Origin of the sequence: Pseudoalteromonas sp. MMG024, from assembly GCF_021654175.1 — a bacterium.
Lineage (GTDB): Bacteria > Pseudomonadota > Gammaproteobacteria > Enterobacterales > Alteromonadaceae > Pseudoalteromonas.
Genome location: NZ_JAKFZO010000001.1, coordinates 357,585 through 374,101, shown reverse-complemented (window position 1 = coordinate 374,101; position 16,517 = coordinate 357,585). Strand labels below are relative to the sequence as shown.

At 40.2% G+C, this 16,517-nt stretch carries 15 protein-coding genes; 10 read left to right on the top strand and 5 right to left on the bottom strand.

The window, feature by feature from the left end:
• Positions 1–120: 120 nt before the first annotated feature.
• The 5 genes from yfaE to ubiG all read right to left on the bottom strand — a co-directional run bounded on the left by yfaE (position 121) and on the right by ubiG (position 5,650).
• Complete coding sequence (yfaE, locus tag L1068_RS01760) at positions 121–384, bottom strand: class I ribonucleotide reductase maintenance protein YfaE (protein ID WP_010560077.1); 264 nt, start codon at positions 382–384, stop codon at positions 121–123.
• Positions 384–1,514: a class Ia ribonucleoside-diphosphate reductase subunit beta gene (nrdB, locus tag L1068_RS01755; RefSeq protein WP_237128792.1), complete on the bottom strand. Its 1,131-nt coding sequence runs from the start codon at positions 1,512–1,514 to the stop codon at positions 384–386. The genes yfaE and nrdB overlap by 1 nt, the downstream gene beginning before the upstream one ends.
• Positions 1,515–1,576: 62 nt before the next feature.
• Positions 1,577–3,862 (bottom strand): class 1a ribonucleoside-diphosphate reductase subunit alpha, encoded by a 2,286-nt coding sequence (nrdA, locus tag L1068_RS01750; RefSeq protein ID WP_237128791.1) that lies wholly within the window; start codon positions 3,860–3,862, stop codon positions 1,577–1,579.
• 401 nt (positions 3,863–4,263) lie between these two features.
• Entirely contained in the window at positions 4,264–4,938 is a 675-nt protein-coding gene (locus L1068_RS01745; protein ID WP_237128790.1) for an HAD-IA family hydrolase, read from the bottom strand.
• Position 4,939: 1 nt separating this feature from the next.
• Positions 4,940–5,650 (bottom strand): bifunctional 2-polyprenyl-6-hydroxyphenol methylase/3-demethylubiquinol 3-O-methyltransferase UbiG, encoded by a 711-nt coding sequence (gene ubiG / locus L1068_RS01740; protein ID WP_237128789.1) that lies wholly within the window; start codon positions 5,648–5,650, stop codon positions 4,940–4,942.
• Positions 5,651–5,804: 154 nt separating this feature from the next.
• On the opposite strand from ubiG, the gene gyrA reads away from it, so the two are divergent.
• The 10 genes from gyrA (at position 5,805) to L1068_RS01690 (ending at position 16,513) form a co-directional block, all read left to right on the top strand.
• Entirely contained in the window at positions 5,805–8,501 is a 2,697-nt protein-coding gene (gyrA, locus tag L1068_RS01735) for a DNA gyrase subunit A (RefSeq protein ID WP_237128788.1), read from the top strand.
• 122 nt (positions 8,502–8,623) lie between these two features.
• Complete coding sequence (serC, locus tag L1068_RS01730) at positions 8,624–9,703, top strand: 3-phosphoserine/phosphohydroxythreonine transaminase (protein WP_237128787.1); 1,080 nt, start codon at positions 8,624–8,626, stop codon at positions 9,701–9,703.
• Positions 9,703–10,980: a 3-phosphoshikimate 1-carboxyvinyltransferase gene (gene aroA / locus L1068_RS01725; RefSeq protein WP_237128786.1), complete on the top strand. Its 1,278-nt coding sequence runs from the start codon at positions 9,703–9,705 to the stop codon at positions 10,978–10,980. The genes serC and aroA overlap by 1 nt, the downstream gene beginning before the upstream one ends.
• Positions 10,981–11,088: 108 nt before the next feature.
• Positions 11,089–11,778: a (d)CMP kinase gene (gene cmk, locus L1068_RS01720; RefSeq protein WP_237128785.1), complete on the top strand. Its 690-nt coding sequence runs from the start codon at positions 11,089–11,091 to the stop codon at positions 11,776–11,778.
• A gap of 77 nt (positions 11,779–11,855) precedes the next feature.
• Positions 11,856–13,523 (top strand): 30S ribosomal protein S1, encoded by a 1,668-nt coding sequence (gene rpsA, locus L1068_RS01715; protein WP_054980726.1) that lies wholly within the window; start codon positions 11,856–11,858, stop codon positions 13,521–13,523.
• 64 nt (positions 13,524–13,587) lie between these two features.
• Positions 13,588–13,875: an integration host factor subunit beta gene (ihfB, locus tag L1068_RS01710; RefSeq protein ID WP_010560088.1), complete on the top strand. Its 288-nt coding sequence runs from the start codon at positions 13,588–13,590 to the stop codon at positions 13,873–13,875.
• 12 nt (positions 13,876–13,887) lie between these two features.
• Positions 13,888–14,151: a LapA family protein gene (locus L1068_RS01705; protein WP_021033007.1), complete on the top strand. Its 264-nt coding sequence runs from the start codon at positions 13,888–13,890 to the stop codon at positions 14,149–14,151.
• Positions 14,152–14,154: 3 nt separating this feature from the next.
• The gene (locus L1068_RS01700) at positions 14,155–15,291 is read left to right on the top strand and encodes a lipopolysaccharide assembly protein LapB (RefSeq protein ID WP_237128784.1); all 1,137 of its coding nucleotides are present in this window, start codon (positions 14,155–14,157) and stop codon (positions 15,289–15,291) included.
• 47 nt (positions 15,292–15,338) lie between these two features.
• Positions 15,339–16,037, top strand: a complete 699-nt coding sequence (gene pyrF / locus L1068_RS01695) for an orotidine-5'-phosphate decarboxylase (RefSeq protein ID WP_237128783.1) — start codon at positions 15,339–15,341, stop codon at positions 16,035–16,037.
• Between the two features lie 86 nt (positions 16,038–16,123).
• Positions 16,124–16,513 (top strand): hypothetical protein, encoded by a 390-nt coding sequence (locus tag L1068_RS01690; protein ID WP_237128782.1) that lies wholly within the window; start codon positions 16,124–16,126, stop codon positions 16,511–16,513.
• Positions 16,514–16,517: the final 4 nt, after the last annotated feature.

The window sequence follows — 16,517 nt, the reverse complement described above, 5'->3', positions numbered from 1 at the left end:
TATGTGATACTGTAACATCATCGCACGTACAAATAAATAAATTGTTATATCATTACATATATTAATTGTTTCTAATTACGAAATTATTACGGTGATATACAGAAAGGGGAGTAGGCAGCTTTAAAACTTTGGAATGTCTATTTCTATATCTTCAAGTGGTGTTGCGCAACACAATAAAATCTCACCTTTACGAACAAATGCCAACGGTTCCTGTTGGTAGTCGACTTTGCCACTGACTAGCTTACAGCGGCAGGCACCACAAAACCCTTCACGGCAGTGAAATTGTGTTTGGATTTTATTTTTTTCTAAGAAGGTGAGTAGATTTGGCTGATCAGAGTCGAATTCAAGACTCTGATCAGTATTTACAACAGTAACTTTGCTCATCAAAGATCAAAGTCACCAAAGTCAGAAGCATTTACTTCTGAATCAATTTGACCGACAAGGTAAGAACTAATTTCAGCTTCTTGTGGTGCTACCTGTACGTTATCTGAAACTAACCACGCGTTGATCCAAGGAATTGGGTTTGAGCTGGTTTCAAATACAGTTGGTAAACCAACAGCTGCCATACGTACATTTGTGATGTATTCAACATATTGGCAAAGAATGTCTTTGTTTAAGCCAATCATTGAGCCGTCTTTGAATAAGTATTCTGCCCATTCTTTTTCTTGCTCTGCTGCCTTGGTGAACATCGCAATCGATTCTTCGCGGCATTGCGCTGCAACAATCGCCATTTCAGGATCGTCATCACCTTCTTGCATAATGTTTAGAATGTGCTGTGTACCTGATAAGTGAAGGGCTTCATCACGTGCGATAAGCTTGATGATTTTCGCATTACCTTCCATCAATTCACGCTCTGCAAACGCAAACGAACAAGCAAAACTAACATAGAAGCGAATAGCTTCTAAAATGTTTACTGACATGATGCAAAGGTAAAGTTTCTTTTTAAGATCGAATAAGTTGATCTTAACTTCTTCACCATTGATTTGGTGTTTGCCTTCACCGTATTGGTTGTAAATCGTCGTTAAGCTGATTAGTTCATCGTAATAACGCGTTACTTCTTCTGCGCGCTCTGCAATTTTTTCATTGGTAACAATGTCGTCAAAAATCATTTCTGGCTGTTTTGTTACGTTGCGAATAATGTGGGTGTATGAACGGCTGTGAATCGTTTCACTGAACGCCCACGTTTCAATCCAAGTTTCAAGTTCTGGAATTGATACGATAGGGAGTAACGCAACATTTGGTGAACGACCTTGTACACTATCAAGTAATGTTTGGTATTTTAAGTTGCTCAAGAAAATGTGCTTTTCGTGTTCTGGTAAACCTTCAAAGTCGATGCGGTCTTTACTCACGTCAACTTCTTCTGGACGCCAAAAGAATGAAAGTTGCTTTTCAATTAGCTTTTCAAAAATAGGGTGCTTTTGCTGATCATAGCGCGAAACATTAACAGTTTGTCCAAAGAACATTGGTTCTTTTAGTTGGTCATTATGCTCGCGACTAAATGTTGAATACGACATATTATTATTAACTCTAGAGAAAACAAACTAGCGGGCAAAGAGTGTATCTTGCCCGCTGGGATTTAGATTTTACACGCGCCGCCTGCACAGCCATCATCTTCAGGCTCTGGCTTAAGCTCGTCCTGTGAATCCGATGCACCATCACGGGTGTTGTGGTAGTAAAGTGTTTTAACACCAAGTTTGTATGCAGTCAGTAAATCCTTAAGCAATAGCTTCATTGGAACTTTACCGCCTTCAAACTTATTTGGATCATAATTCGTGTTAGCAGAAATGGTTTGGTCGATAAACTTCTGCATAATACCCACTAATTGTAAGTAACCATCGTTGCTTGGAATATCCCAAAGTAACTCGTATGCATCTTGTAAACGTTCGTACTCTGGAACAACTTGCTTTAAGATACCGTCTTTACTCGCTTTAACACTGATGTGTCCACGCGGTGGCTCAATACCATTGGTTGCGTTAGAGATTTGCGATGACGTTTCTGATGGCATTAGCGCAGATAATGTTGAGTTACGCATACCGTGTTTAACAATACTTTCGCGTAAGCCATCCCAATCAAGGTGCAATTGCTCATTACATACTGTATCAAGATCTTTCTTGTAGGTATCAATTGGCATAATGCCTTTTGCGTACGTTGTTTCGTTAAACTTAGGACATGCGCCTTTTTCTTTAGCAAGTTCATTTGATGCTTTCATTAAGTAATATTGAATTGCTTCAAATGTACGGTGAGTTAACGCGTTTGCAGAACCGTCTGAATACTTAACACCGTTTTTAGCAAGGTAATAAGCGTAGTTAATTACACCAATACCTAACGTACGACGACCCATAGTTGCGTTATATGCAGCCGGTACAGGGTAATCTTGATAATCGAGTAAGTTGTCTAGTGCACGTACAGCAAGTTCTGCTAATTCGTCTAATTCATCAAGTGATTTAATCGCACCAAGGTTGAACGCAGAAAGCGTACACAATGCAATTTCACCTTCTTCGTCCATTACGTGTTTTAATGGCTTAGTAGGAAGCGCAATTTCTAGACACAGGTTAGACTGACGAATTGGTGCTACTTTTGAATCAAACGGGCTATGTGTATTTGTGTGGTCTACGTTTTGTAGGTAAATACGACCTGTGCTTGCACGCTCTTGAGCAAACATAGAGAATAATTCAATCGCTTTAATACGTTTTTTACGAATTGATTCATCTTGTTCGTATTGTAAGTATAAGCGCTCGAACTCATCTTGATCTTCAAAGAACGCATCGTAAAGACCAGGCACATCTGACGGGCTAAACAGTGTGATGTAATCGTCTTTAATTAAGCGCGAATACATTACTTTGTTAAACTGAACGCCGTAATCTAAATGACGAACACGGTTGTCATCAACACCACGGTTGTTTTTAAGCACCAGTAGATTTTCAACTTCTAAGTGCCATAACGGATAGAATAGTGTTGCTGCGCCACCACGCACACCGCCTTGTGAACAGCTTTTAACTGCCGTTTGGAAGTGCTTGTAGAAAGGAATACAGCCAGTGTGGAATGCTTCACCGCTGCGAATTGGGCTACCTAGTGCGCGAATTCGGCCCGCATTGATACCAATACCAGCACGTTGGCTTACGTATTTTACAATCGACGATGACGTTGCATTAATTGAATCTAGGCTATCGTCACATTCAATCAGTACGCATGAACTGAATTGACGCGTAGGAGTACGCACACCCGCCATAATTGGCGTAGGCAATGAGATCTTAAACGTCGATGTTGCGTCATAAAAACGTTTTACATAGTCTAAACGCGTGTCTTTCGGATATTTTGAGAATAGACATGCTGCAACTAAAATATAAAGGAACTGCGCGCTTTCATAAATCTCACCGGTAACACGGTTTTGCACAAGGTATTTACCTTCTAACTGCTTAACGGCAGCATAGCTGAAAGTAAGATCGCGAGAATGATCAATATACGCGTCAAGCTCTTCGATTTCCTGCAGGCTATAGTCGGCAAGTAGATGTGGATCATACTTGTTCATTTCAACCATCTTAACCATATGATCATACAGTTTAGGTGGCTCAAATTTACCATAGGCTTTCTTACGCAAATGGAAAATTGCCAAACGCGCAGCAAGATACTGATAATCTGGTGTTTCTTTCGAAATTAGATCTGCAGCAGCTTTGATAATGGTTTCGTGAATATCTTCTGTACGGATACCGTCGTAAAACTGAATATGTGATTTTAGTTCTACTTGCGATACAGATACGTTATTTAGGCCTTCTGCTGCCCATGCAATAACGCGGTGAATTTTGTCTAGGTCAAGCGGTTCCTTGCGACCGTCACGTTTACTGACTGAAAGCTCTTGGTTCATAGTTATGCCTGCAATTTCCTTCAAACGAGCAAAAAATTTTTATTATGTCGAAATATTAAAGTGGACTTTTGTCCTATTATTTAAGCGCACGGCTCAGGCGAAATTACCACTAGTGCTCGTTTTTCGCTTAGCTACTAGATATGGTGTCGCCATCACAGATGATCACAAGATAGAGGGGTATGCGTCTTTTTTCAAGGCCTAGAAAAGCGAGATAATTTGTGATCAATTTTTTACTAACTAGTCTGTTAGCATCCACTAACTTGTTAAGTAAAGTGTGTTTAGTCTATGTGAAAAAACAACGAAAAAAATACGATAAAAAAAAATATTTAAAATTTATTTGTTGCAAATTCACAAGGTATTGTTTTTGGGTCCGAGATTAAAATAACCACAATATCTAGTGGTTAATTTTCATCATGACAACTAGATATATGGTTAAGCAGTGAGCAGGCGTTAGTGAAGCTAAAGTCAGATTGCCAGCTTGAAACAGGGTTGCCATTTAAATATCCCCAAAGCGCCGAAGCTGTTTTCATTCCCGCAGATTTGCCAGCAATGATATCGCGCTCATCGTCACCGATATAAATGCAACACTTAGGATCAACCTTCATTAATTCACAGCTGTAAAGCAAAGGATCAGGGTAGGGCTTGGCGCGTTCAAGTGTGTCACCCGATACAATATTTTTGCAGTTTGCAAATTGTGTTATTTGCGTAACAAGGGGGTTAGTTAGGTGCTTTGGTTTATTTGTCACAATCGACCAAGGAACTGCGTGCTCATCTAAAAACGTAATTAGTGGCACAATACCTTGGTAAAAACTGCTTTTACACCATAAATTGTTTGCGTAAAAGGTAAGAAACGCCTCTTTTAATCGCGCTTGTTCGTCGTTAGACAGATTTTGCCATTCATCACCAAAACCAAGTTTGAGTAATGCAAGCGTACCGTTAGAGGCCTGGGTACGATATGCCTCTGCACTTACCGTCGGTTTATTATGTTTGGCTAACACAAAGTTAAGCGCAGCACCTAAATCATCCGCACTGTCGATTAAGGTGCCATCTAAGTCAAACAATACTGCTTGATACATTTTATGCTAACTTTTCAAAATGGATCATATAGTTAACTGACACATCATTGGTTAAACTATATGTTTGGCCAAGCGGATTGTAACTTAACCCTTTCATAATGCGCGCTTTAAGGCCGTATTTTTCAGCCCAATTAATCAAAGTCGCAGGCTTGATGAATTTGTCGTGGTCGTGCGTGCCTTTTGGCACAATCTTAAGTAAGTGCTCGGCACCAACAATGGCAAATAAATATCCTTTAAGTGTTTTATTAAGCGTTGACATAAATACATGACCACCGGGCTTCACCAATGTTGCTAATGATGCGATTACAGATTCAGGATCTGGTACGTGTTCAAGCATTTCCATACAAGTAACAACATCAAATTGCTGAGGGTTTTGCTCGGCAAACGCTTCAGCGGTCACTTTTTCATAATTAAGGGAAACGCCGACTTCTAATGCATGTAATTTAGCAACATTTAAGGGCTCTTCTCCCATATCAATACCCGTCACTTGCGCGCCTAGCTTAGCCATGCTTTCAGCTAATATACCGCCACCGCAGCCAACGTCTAATACATTTTTTGAGAAAATACCTTGGCTATATAAGTTAATAAAGTCTAAACGAAGCGGGTTTATTTCGTGTAGCGGTTTAAATTCACCATTAAGGTCCCACCAACGGTCGGCCATGGCTTCAAATTTTGCAATTTCACTTGCATCTACATTTTGTTGAACGGTCATAAAAAGCATCCAGAGTGATTTGAGGGCATTATAAAGGGATTTTTTATAAAAAGACTACTGCTTACAACCTGTAAATAATGATTTTTTGTGTTAGCATGCTTTGGTTATAAAAATAATAACTGAATTAATACACGATTGAAGGAAGAGAAATCGGATGACAGATCTCGCCAATGAAATCCTTCCAATCAATATTGAAGATGAATTAAAAAATTCATACCTCGATTATGCCATGAGCGTAATTGTAGGACGTGCGCTTCCTGATGTACGAGATGGTTTAAAACCAGTTCATCGCCGCGTACTTTTCGCAATGAATGAACTCAATAATGATTGGAACAAACCTTATAAAAAGTCTGCACGTGTTGTAGGTGACGTAATCGGTAAATATCACCCACACGGTGATAGTGCGGTTTACGATACGATAGTACGTATGGCTCAGCCGTTCTCACTTCGTTATTTATTAGTTGATGGTCAAGGTAACTTCGGTTCGGTAGACGGCGACAGCGCTGCTGCGATGCGTTATACCGAAGTACGTATGGCTAAAATGGCCCATCAATTATTAGCGGACCTTGAAAAAGAAACGGTTGATTACGTTGATAACTATGATGGTACGGAAAAAATTCCAGCTGTTTTACCAACACGCGTACCTAACTTACTTGTAAATGGTGCCTCTGGTATCGCGGTAGGTATGGCGACGAACATCCCGCCGCATAATCTATCTGAAGTTATTAACGGCTGTTTAGCGGTTATTGAAAACCCAGAAATACAAATTGAAGAGCTGATCGATTATATCCCGGGTCCTGATTTCCCAACAGCGGGTATTATCAGTGGCAAAAAAGGTATCGAGCAAGCGTATAAAACAGGCCGTGGTAAAGTTTATATCCGCGCCAAAGCAGAAGTTCAAGTTAACGAAAAAACGGGTAAAGAAACAATCATTGTTCATGAAATCCCGTACCAAGTTAACAAAGCACGTTTAATTGAAAAGATTGCTGAACTTGTTAAAGACAAGAAAATTGAGGGCATCAGTGCACTGCGTGATGAGTCTGATAAAGACGGTATGCGCATTGTTATCGAAATTAAACGCGGTGAAGTAGGCGAAGTTGTTCTAAACAACCTGTATGCACAAACACAAATGCAAACAGTGTTTGGTATGAACATGGTTGCGCTAGATAATGGCCAGCCAAAACTACTTAACCTAAAAGAAATGCTTGAAGCGTTTGTTACGCACCGTCGCGAAGTAGTGACGCGTCGTACGGTATTTGATTTACGTAAAGCACGTGACAGAGCACATACTCTTGAAGGTTTAGCAATCGCGCTTGCGAATATCGATCCTATTATCGAGGTTATTCGTCGTTCGCAAACTCGTGAAGAAGCAAAAATAGCCTTACTTTCTCGTAGCTGGCAACTGGGCAACGTTAAAGGCATGCTAGAAAAAGCAGGTGAAGACGACGTTGCTCGCCCTGAATGGCTTGCACCAGATTTAGGTATTCGCGATGGTCAATACTACTTGTCAGAAGCACAAGCGAATGCAATTCTAGACCTTCGTTTACATAAACTAACAGGTTTAGAACACGAAAAAATCTTAAATGAATATAAAGAGCTATTAGATCTAATTGCTGAACTACTTTATATCCTCTCAACTCCTGAGCGTTTAATGGAAGTTATTCGTGAAGAGCTAGTTGAAATTAAAGAAAACTTTGGCGATGAGCGTCGCACTGAAATTACAGCAGCTGCGCACGATATTAGCCTTGAAGACCTAATCAATGAAGAAGACGTTGTAGTAACGCTGTCTCACGAAGGTTACGTTAAGTATCAACCGCTTTCTGATTACGAAGCGCAGCGTCGTGGTGGTAAAGGTAAATCTGCAACTAAGATGAAAGATGAAGATTTCATTGAACGTCTATTAGTTGCAAACACCCACGACACGATTTTATGTTTCTCAACGTCAGGTCGTTTATATTGGCTTAAAGTGTACCAGTTACCACTAGCAAGTCGCGCTGCGCGTGGCAAGCCAATTGTTAACTTACTACCACTTGAAGCAGATGAGCGTATTACCACTATCTTACCAGTACGCGAGTATGAAGAAGATAAGTATGTATTAATGGCGACAGCGAACGGTACAGTTAAGAAAACACCACTTACGGCATACAGTCGTCAGCGTGCTTCGGGCATTATCGCAATCAATCTAAACGAAGGCGATAGCTTGATTGGTGCAGATATCACCAACGGCACAAACGACATCATGTTGTTCACTGATCACGGTAAAGTAGTACGCTTTAACGAAAAACAACGTGATTCGGAAACAGGTGAAGTGAAACTTGATGCGGAAACTGGCGAAGAGTTACTAGCGTTACGCCCGATGGGTCGTACAGCGACAGGTGTACGCGGTATTAAGATGCCAGATGACGTGAAAGTTGTGTCACTTATCGTACCTAAGAACGATGGTCCGGTATTGACGATCACTGAAAATGGTTACGGTAAACGTACACTGCTTGAAGATTACCCAGCGAAGAGCCGTGCAACACAAGGTGTTGTATCGATTAAAGTATCTGAGCGTAATGGTAAAGTAGTTGGCGCGGTGCAAGTTGAAGATAATGATGAAATCATGATTATCTCTAACAAAGGAACATTAGTACGCACCCGTGTTAATGAGGTATCTACTGTTGGTCGTAATACACAAGGTGTTATTTTAATTCGTACAGCTGATGACGAACAAGTTGTTGGTTTACAGCGTATCGATGAAATTGAAGAGTCTCAATTCCTTTCTGAAGAAGGTGAAGATGAAGCAGTTTCAAGCGAAAATAATGAAACACCAAATACAGATGAAAATAATTCAGAGCAACCAGCTGAATAGAAAAAATATTCATCTTTATCATGCGGTAATTTGATATTTAATCAGTTACAGTATGAACAATGTTAAAAGCGGCTAACAGCCGCTTTTTTGTTTTCTAATTATGTACAAATGAGGTTTTGGGAATGAGTGTATATAATTTTTGTGCAGGGCCAGCAAGTTTGCCCCGAGCAGTATTAGAAAAAGCGCAAAAAGAGTTTTTAGATTGGCAAGGGCTAGGCGTTAATGTGATGGAAATAAGTCATCGCAGTAACGAATTTATAGCGCTTGCTAAGCAAAGCGAACGTGATTTACGTGAACTAATGAACATATCTGATGACTATGCCGTGTTATTTATGCACGGTGGTGGTCGCGGTCAGTTCGCTGCAGTACCGCAGAATCTTCATGTTGCAAACAAACAAGCGGTCTACATCAATAGTGGCATTTGGTCTGATGGTGCATTCAGCGAAGCACAAAAGTTTACCGATGCTATTGAAATTAATGTACGCGATGATAAAAACGGCGAGTTTAATTGCTTAACGCCTGACCTTTGGCCATTACCGAGCGATGCGTCATACATTCACTATTGCCCAAATGAAACAATCGACGGCATTGAGATTGTTGATACGGTAAAACACAGTGCACCAATCGTCGCAGATATGTCTTCAAACATTCTTTCGCGCGAAATTGATGTTAATCAGTTTGATTTAATTTATGCGGGCGCACAGAAAAATATCGGCCCATCAGGTCTTGCCATTGTTATTGTTAAAAAATCACTGCTTTCACGTGAAGGTACACAGAAGCCGAGCATTTTTGATTATGCCTTAGAAGCTAAAAAAGAAAGCATGTATAACACGCCGCCAACGTATTCTTGGTATTTAGCTGCGGAAGTTTTTAAATGGTTAAAAGCACAAGGTGGCGTTGCAGTAATAGAACAACAAAACATCGAAAAAGCATCATTACTTTATGATTTTATTGATAATAGCCAGTTTTATAAAAATACCGTTGCGCGTGACTTCCGTTCGCGAATGAATGTGCCATTTTGGCTTAACGACGAATCACTGAACAAAGCCTTTTTAGCAGAGTCGAAACAAGCTGGTTTACTCGCCTTAGAGGGACACCGTATGGTAGGTGGTATGCGTGCTAGTATTTACAATGCAATGCCAATTGACGGCATAAAAGCACTAGTAGACTTCATGCATAAGTTCGAACAGGAGCATAAGTAATGGAACAGTTACACTTACAAGCGATTCAGCGTGTAAATGGTGAAGTCACGTTACCGGGCTCTAAGAGTTTATCTAACCGCATTCTATTACTGGCAGCGCTATGCGAAGGCACAACTCAAGTAGAGAATCTTCTCGATAGCGATGATATTCGTCATATGCTTAAAGCGCTCAATGCTATGGGCGTTGAGGTATCGCTAAATGAAGATAAAACAATTGCCCAAGTTCATGGTAAAAGCGGCAATTTTGAAACGCCCTCTGAGCCACTATTTTTAGGTAATGCAGGTACAGCATTTCGTCCGCTTACCGCAGTCTTAGCTACTTCCAATGGTGAATATGAGCTAATCGGCGAACCTCGCATGGAAGAAAGACCGATTGGTCATCTTGTTGATGCACTACACGCATTAGGCGCAGATATTAGCTATTTAAAAAATAAAGATTATCCGCCACTTAAAATCGTGGGTAATCAACTAGCCGGTGGTAAAGTAGAAATTGACGGCAGTATTTCGAGCCAATTTTTAACAGCACTGTTAATGGCGGCGCCGCTTTTTAAAAACAACACAGAAATCACTATAAAAGGCGAGCTTGTTTCTAAACCCTATATTGATATTACCTTGGGCGTAATGGCCAAATTTGGCGTTAGTGTTGAAAATAATGATTATCAATCATTTGTAGTGACAGGTAATCAGCAGTATCAATCGCCTGGTCGAATTATGGTTGAAGGTGACGCTTCAAGTGCGTCTTACTTTGTTGCTGCCGCAGCGATTAATGGCGGCACAATTCGTATTAATGGTGTTGGCGCCGCAAGTGTGCAAGGCGATATTGGTTTTGCAAAAGTGATGGAACAAGTGGGTGCAAAAATCGAATGGCATGACGATTATCTTGTTGTGTCTAAAGGTGAGCTTAAGGGTGTAGATATCGATGCCAATGCAATCCCAGATGCAGCGATGACACTTGCAACCGTTGCACTTTTTGCAAAAGGTAAAACAGCGATACGCAACATTTATAACTGGCGAGTAAAAGAGACGGATCGACTTTATGCGATGGCAACGGAGCTTAGAAAGCTCGGTGCAGAGGTTGTAGAAGGGCATGACTTTATTGAAGTAACCCCTACCGATAACATTCAACTTGCCGAAATAGATACCTATGATGATCACCGAATTGCCATGTGCTTTTCAATGGTGGCGGTAGGTGGTCATGATGTAATTATCAATGATCCTAAATGTACCTATAAGACATTTCCTACTTATTTTGAAACACTTGCATGTGTGTCGGAATAATCGTCTAAAATAGAAATCACAGATTTTTCACCGTAAAGTAGCGATAATTTTTTAATTATCGCGTATACTGCGCGGCGATTTTAGTTTTGTACATTTTGGGAGGTTGTAATGTTGGGTAGTCAACCAGTAATTACAGTCGATGGACCAAGTGGTTCAGGTAAAGGAACCGTTTGCCGTTTATTAGCAAATAAGCTTGGATGGGACGTATTAGATAGTGGCGCGATTTATCGTGTTTTAGCGCTAGCAGCGAGCCACCATATGATAACACCAACAGACGAAGAAGCTTTATTGCCGTTAGCGGCTAATTTAGATGTGCAATTTGTGATAGATAATGAAACCGGCAATGGTAAAATTATTTTAGAAGGTGAAGATGTTACCAAATCAATTCGTACTGAAGAGGTTGGTGGCATGGCATCTAAAATTGCCGCATTGCCGAGTGTTCGCGAAGCGTTATTACGTCGACAGCGTGCATTTAGAAGCGAATCAGGCTTAATAGCTGATGGTCGCGATATGGGCACTGTAGTGTTCCCTGATGCAGTGCTAAAAGTATATTTAACAGCGTCAGCAGAAGAGCGTGCAAATCGCCGTTTTCTTGAGTTGAAGCAACGTGGTGTTGATGTTAAAATAGACAGCCTAGTTGCAGATATCAAAGCACGTGACGATCGCGATATGAATCGCCCAGTCGCTCCGCTTGTACCTGCTGAAGATGCAATTGTTATAGACACTACCGAACTCGATGCAAATCAAGCATTTGAGCAAGTGGTGTCTTTGTGTATCGAAAAGAATTTAATTGGTTAACTCATAGGAAGAGTTGATTTTTATAACAACCCCATGCGGCAGGATAGCCAAATGGATATTTTATTTAGAGACTTATAATGTCAGAAAATTTTGCACAGTTATTTGAAGAAAGCCTAAAGGGTTTTGAAGCAGAACAAGGTTCAATCGTTAAAGGTACTGTTATTTCAATCGAAAACAACATCGTACTAGTAGACGCGGGTCTTAAGTCTGAAAGCGCAATCCCTGCTGAGCAATTCAAAAACACTGCTGGTGAATTAGAAGTAGCAGTTGGTGATGAAGTAGATGTTGCACTAGATGCAATTGAAGATGGTTTCGGTGAAACTATCCTTTCTCGTGAGAAAGCTAAGCGTCACGAAGCTTGGATCCGTCTTGAAAAAGCATGTGAAGAGCAAGAAACTGTTACTGGTATCATCAATGGTAAGGTTAAAGGTGGTTTCACTGTTGAAGTTGACACTATCCGTGCATTCTTACCAGGTTCACTAGTTGACGTGCGCCCAGTACGTGACACAGCTCACCTTGAAGGTAAAGAGTTAGAATTCAAAGTAATCAAGCTTGACCAGAAGCGTAACAACGTTGTTGTTTCTCGTCGTGCTGTTATCGAGTCAGAAAACTCACAAGAGCGTGAAGAACTTCTACAGAACCTTGTTGAAGGTCAAGAAGTTAAAGGTATCATCAAGAACCTTACTGACTACGGTGCATTCGTTGATTTAGGTGGTGTTGACGGTCTTCTACACATCACAGACATGGCTTGGAAACGTGTTAAACACCCAAGCGAAATCGTTAACGTTGGTGACGAAATCTTAGTTAAAGTACTTAAGTTCGACAAAGAGAAAACACGCGTATCTCTAGGTCTTAAGCAGCTTGGCGAAGATCCATGGGCAGCTATCGCTGGTCGTTACCCAGAAGGTTCTAAGCTTTCTGGTCGTGTAACTAACCTTACTGACTACGGCTGTTTCGTTGAAATCGAAGAAGGCGTAGAAGGTCTAGTACACGTTTCTGAAATGGATTGGACTAACAAGAACATCCACCCTTCAAAAGTTGTTAACTTAGGTGACACTGTTGAAGTTATGGTTCTTGAAATCGACGAAGAACGTCGTCGTATTTCTCTAGGTCTTAAGCAATGTAAAGCTAACCCATGGCAAGAATTTGCTCGTCTACAAAACAAAGGCGACCAAGTTACTGGTAAGATCAAGTCAATCACTGACTTCGGTATCTTCATCGGCCTAGAAGGCGGCATTGACGGTCTAGTTCACCTTTCAGACATTTCTTGGAACACGCCTGGCGAAGAAGCTGTACGTGAGTTCAAGAAAGGCGACGAAATCACAGCTATCGTTTTACAAGTTGACCCAGAGCGTGAGCGTATCTCTCTAGGCGTTAAGCAAATCGAAGCTGATCCTTTCAATAACTACCTGGACGCAAACAAAAAAGGTGCTATTGTTAAGGGTAAAGTAACTGAAGTTGACGCTAAAGGCGCTACAGTTGAACTTATCGAAGGTGTTGAAGGTTACATCCGTGTAGCTGACGTAGCAGTTGAGCGTACTGAAGACGCATCAGCAGTTCTTTCTGTAGGTGACGAAGTAGAAGCTAAGTTTGTAGGTGTTGATCGCAAGAACCGCGCTATCAGCCTTTCAATCAAAGCAATTTCAGAAGCTGAAGAGAAAGAAGCGCTAGATAAGCTTAAGAAAGAAGAGCCAGCGTTTGAAAACGCAATGGCAGCAGCTTTCAAAAATGCTCAAAAAGACTAATTAGTCGACTTGGAAGAGCGGCTTAATAGCTGCTCTTCCTATTACAATTATAAAGGGTACTTACATGACAAAATCAGAACTGATTGAAAAACTTGCTGAACAGCACGCAAATATTCCAGCGAAAGATGTAGAAAATGCAGTAAAAGAAGTGTTAGAACTTATGGCTGATTCTTTATCAAGTTCAGATAGAATTGAAATCCGTGGTTTTGGCAGTTTCTCTCTACATTATCGTGCACCACGTGTTGGTCGTAACCCAAAGACGGGTGATAAAGTAGAATTGCAGGGCAAATACGTACCTCACTTTAAGCCAGGAAAAGAACTGCGCGACCGCGTGAATGCAAGTATTGCATAATTTGAGGCTGTTTTGACCAAAATTCTCAAAGTAACTTTTCTCCTGTGCTTGCTATTCGTTTTATTTGTATTGGGGTCGCAAAACCCTCATCTTGTGAAAATTAACTTTATAATAGCAAGTGCAGAAATTCCTCTCGCTTTCATAATAAGTATTTGTTGTGCCTTAGGCCTATTTTTAGGTGTTGCACTCAGTACAATTCTATTGTCAAAAGCTAAACTGCAAAACCGTCGTTTAAGAAGACAAAATCAGAAGCTTACTTCTCAAAGTCATGGATAGTTAATGATCGAATTGCTGTTTTTGTTGTTACCAGTAGCGGCAGCTTACGGTTATATAATGGGTAAAAACAATGCTAATAATGAAGCCCAACAACAAAACCAAGAAATTATTAATGAGTATAGTAAAGGTTTAAAGTTCTTACTTGACCGTGAAGAAGACCAGGGTTTAGAACACCTAATTGGTTTACTCGAAATTTCAGCAAATTCTGTAGAACATTATTTAACTCTAGCAACTTTGTTTCGCCGACGTGGTGAACTAGATCGCGCAATTAAAGTACACGAATTACTATTAAAACATGACGGACTTTCGTTAGAGCAAAAAAAACATGTTCTTTATGAACTAGCGCAAGATTATATGATGGCAGGATTGCTTGACCGCGCTGAAGAGAACCTTGTTTATCTGCACTCATTAAAAGATAGCAACGCGCTTTGTCAGTTGATGCTATTGTATTTACAAAGCCATGATTGGGATAAAGGCATTGCACTATTTCAATCTCATGAGTCCGATTTTAACACCAGCCAATTAAAGAAAACAATCGCTAATTTTTATTGCGAAAAAGCGATTCATGACAAAGACTTAAAACCTCTCGATGTCATTACCGAACTAACGCAAGATCTCGTTAGGCCAAAGTACATGCTTGGTGAAAACGCATATAACGGTGGTGATTTTCTTCAAGCGATTAAATACTGGGGCAGTTTACTCGATAAAAATATCGCGTTCGCACCAATTTTTTTAGATAGACTAGCAGTAAGCTATGAAAAGCTGAACTTACAAGACAACTATTTCTCTCATTTGTCTAAGCATTTAAAAAGCGACAGCGTACTTATCAAAATACATTATTGTAAAAGTCTTATGGCTCAAGGTAAGGTTGATGAAGCGAGAAATTATATTACACAAGTTTTACGTAAGCAGCCCAATATTAGGGGCTTTAGTTACTTATTAATGTTGATGTCTGAACAAAGTCAGGACATTAAAACTGTATTAACGGAAATAAATAATTTAGTCCAAGACTACATCGCCACAAAATCATTATACCAATGTAACCATTGTGGCTTTACAAGTAAAAAAATGTATTGGTTTTGCCCTTCTTGTAAACATGTTGAGTCATTGGTGCCATTGAGTGGCGTAGACGGGTTTTAAACAAAACACATAATATGTTATTCCTTTTTTTGAGTTAGGATTTATTAATGAACCACGATGCCAAAGTATTAATTGCATTAGATTACGCAGATGAAAGCGCCGCGTTAGATTTTGTAAAACGCGTTTCACCACAGGATTGCCGCTTAAAAGTAGGCAAAGAAATGTTTACGTATTTTGGCCCTCAATTTGTGAAGAAGTTAATTGATTTAGGCTTTGATGTATTTCTAGATTTAAAATTTCACGATATTCCAAATACAGTTGCAAAAGCAGTTGCCGCAGCGGCGGAATTAGGCGTTTGGATGGTTAATGTACATGCCAGTGGCGGCCCAGAAATGATGCGCAAAGCCAAACAAGCACTTGAAAAGTATGGTGATGACGCACCATTGCTGATCGCAGTAACAATACTAACATCAATGGACGAAGCAGAATTAAAGCGTTTAGGCGTTGATAAAACACCAAACGAACAAGTTCAGTTTTTAGCGAAATTGGCAAAAGAGGCAGGCCTTGATGGGGTAGTGTGTTCTGCTCAAGAAGCGTCGGTATTAAAGTCGACTTTGGGTAGCGAATTCAAGTTAGTCACCCCAGGTATTCGACCAGCAGGTTCTGATAAAGGCGATCAAAAACGCGTTATGACACCTCGTGAAGCGATTGATGCAGGCAGTGATTACCTTGTTATTGGTCGCCCAATTACGCAATCACCTGATCCACAAGCTACTTTAATTGAAATAAATAACACTTTAAGTTAATCTAATTAAAGTAGTTGCACTAATGTAAATTAAGACATTAGTGCATTTCCGTCTGAAGCTAAAAAGAATAAGAAGAGTAGTACTTCATGCGTTTTATTTTTGCAATTGCTGCGATCGTTGCAGCCTACCTAGGTTATCAACATTACGATAACGAAACACGCCAAAATGCGTTTATAGATATACTAGATACCATTAATAGCCAGCCTATTAATCAATTTGAATTAAAGCTTTCATTAAATACGCAAGTTGAGGCTCGATGCCAAGCGATTGGTAAAAACGAAACTGATCTAGCAAAAATGGAAGAATGCTTGAATTTAATTGAAACATATAAAGACGAATGCGAGCTGCAAATTTTCCGTTTAGCGCCTATCGAGTTCGAAGACGGGAATGCGGCATTAGATTATGGTAAACGTTATCAGAAATGTGTTTACAGTAATCAATTTGCTGATCTCGTTGATTCAACAAATCATCTATAAAAAA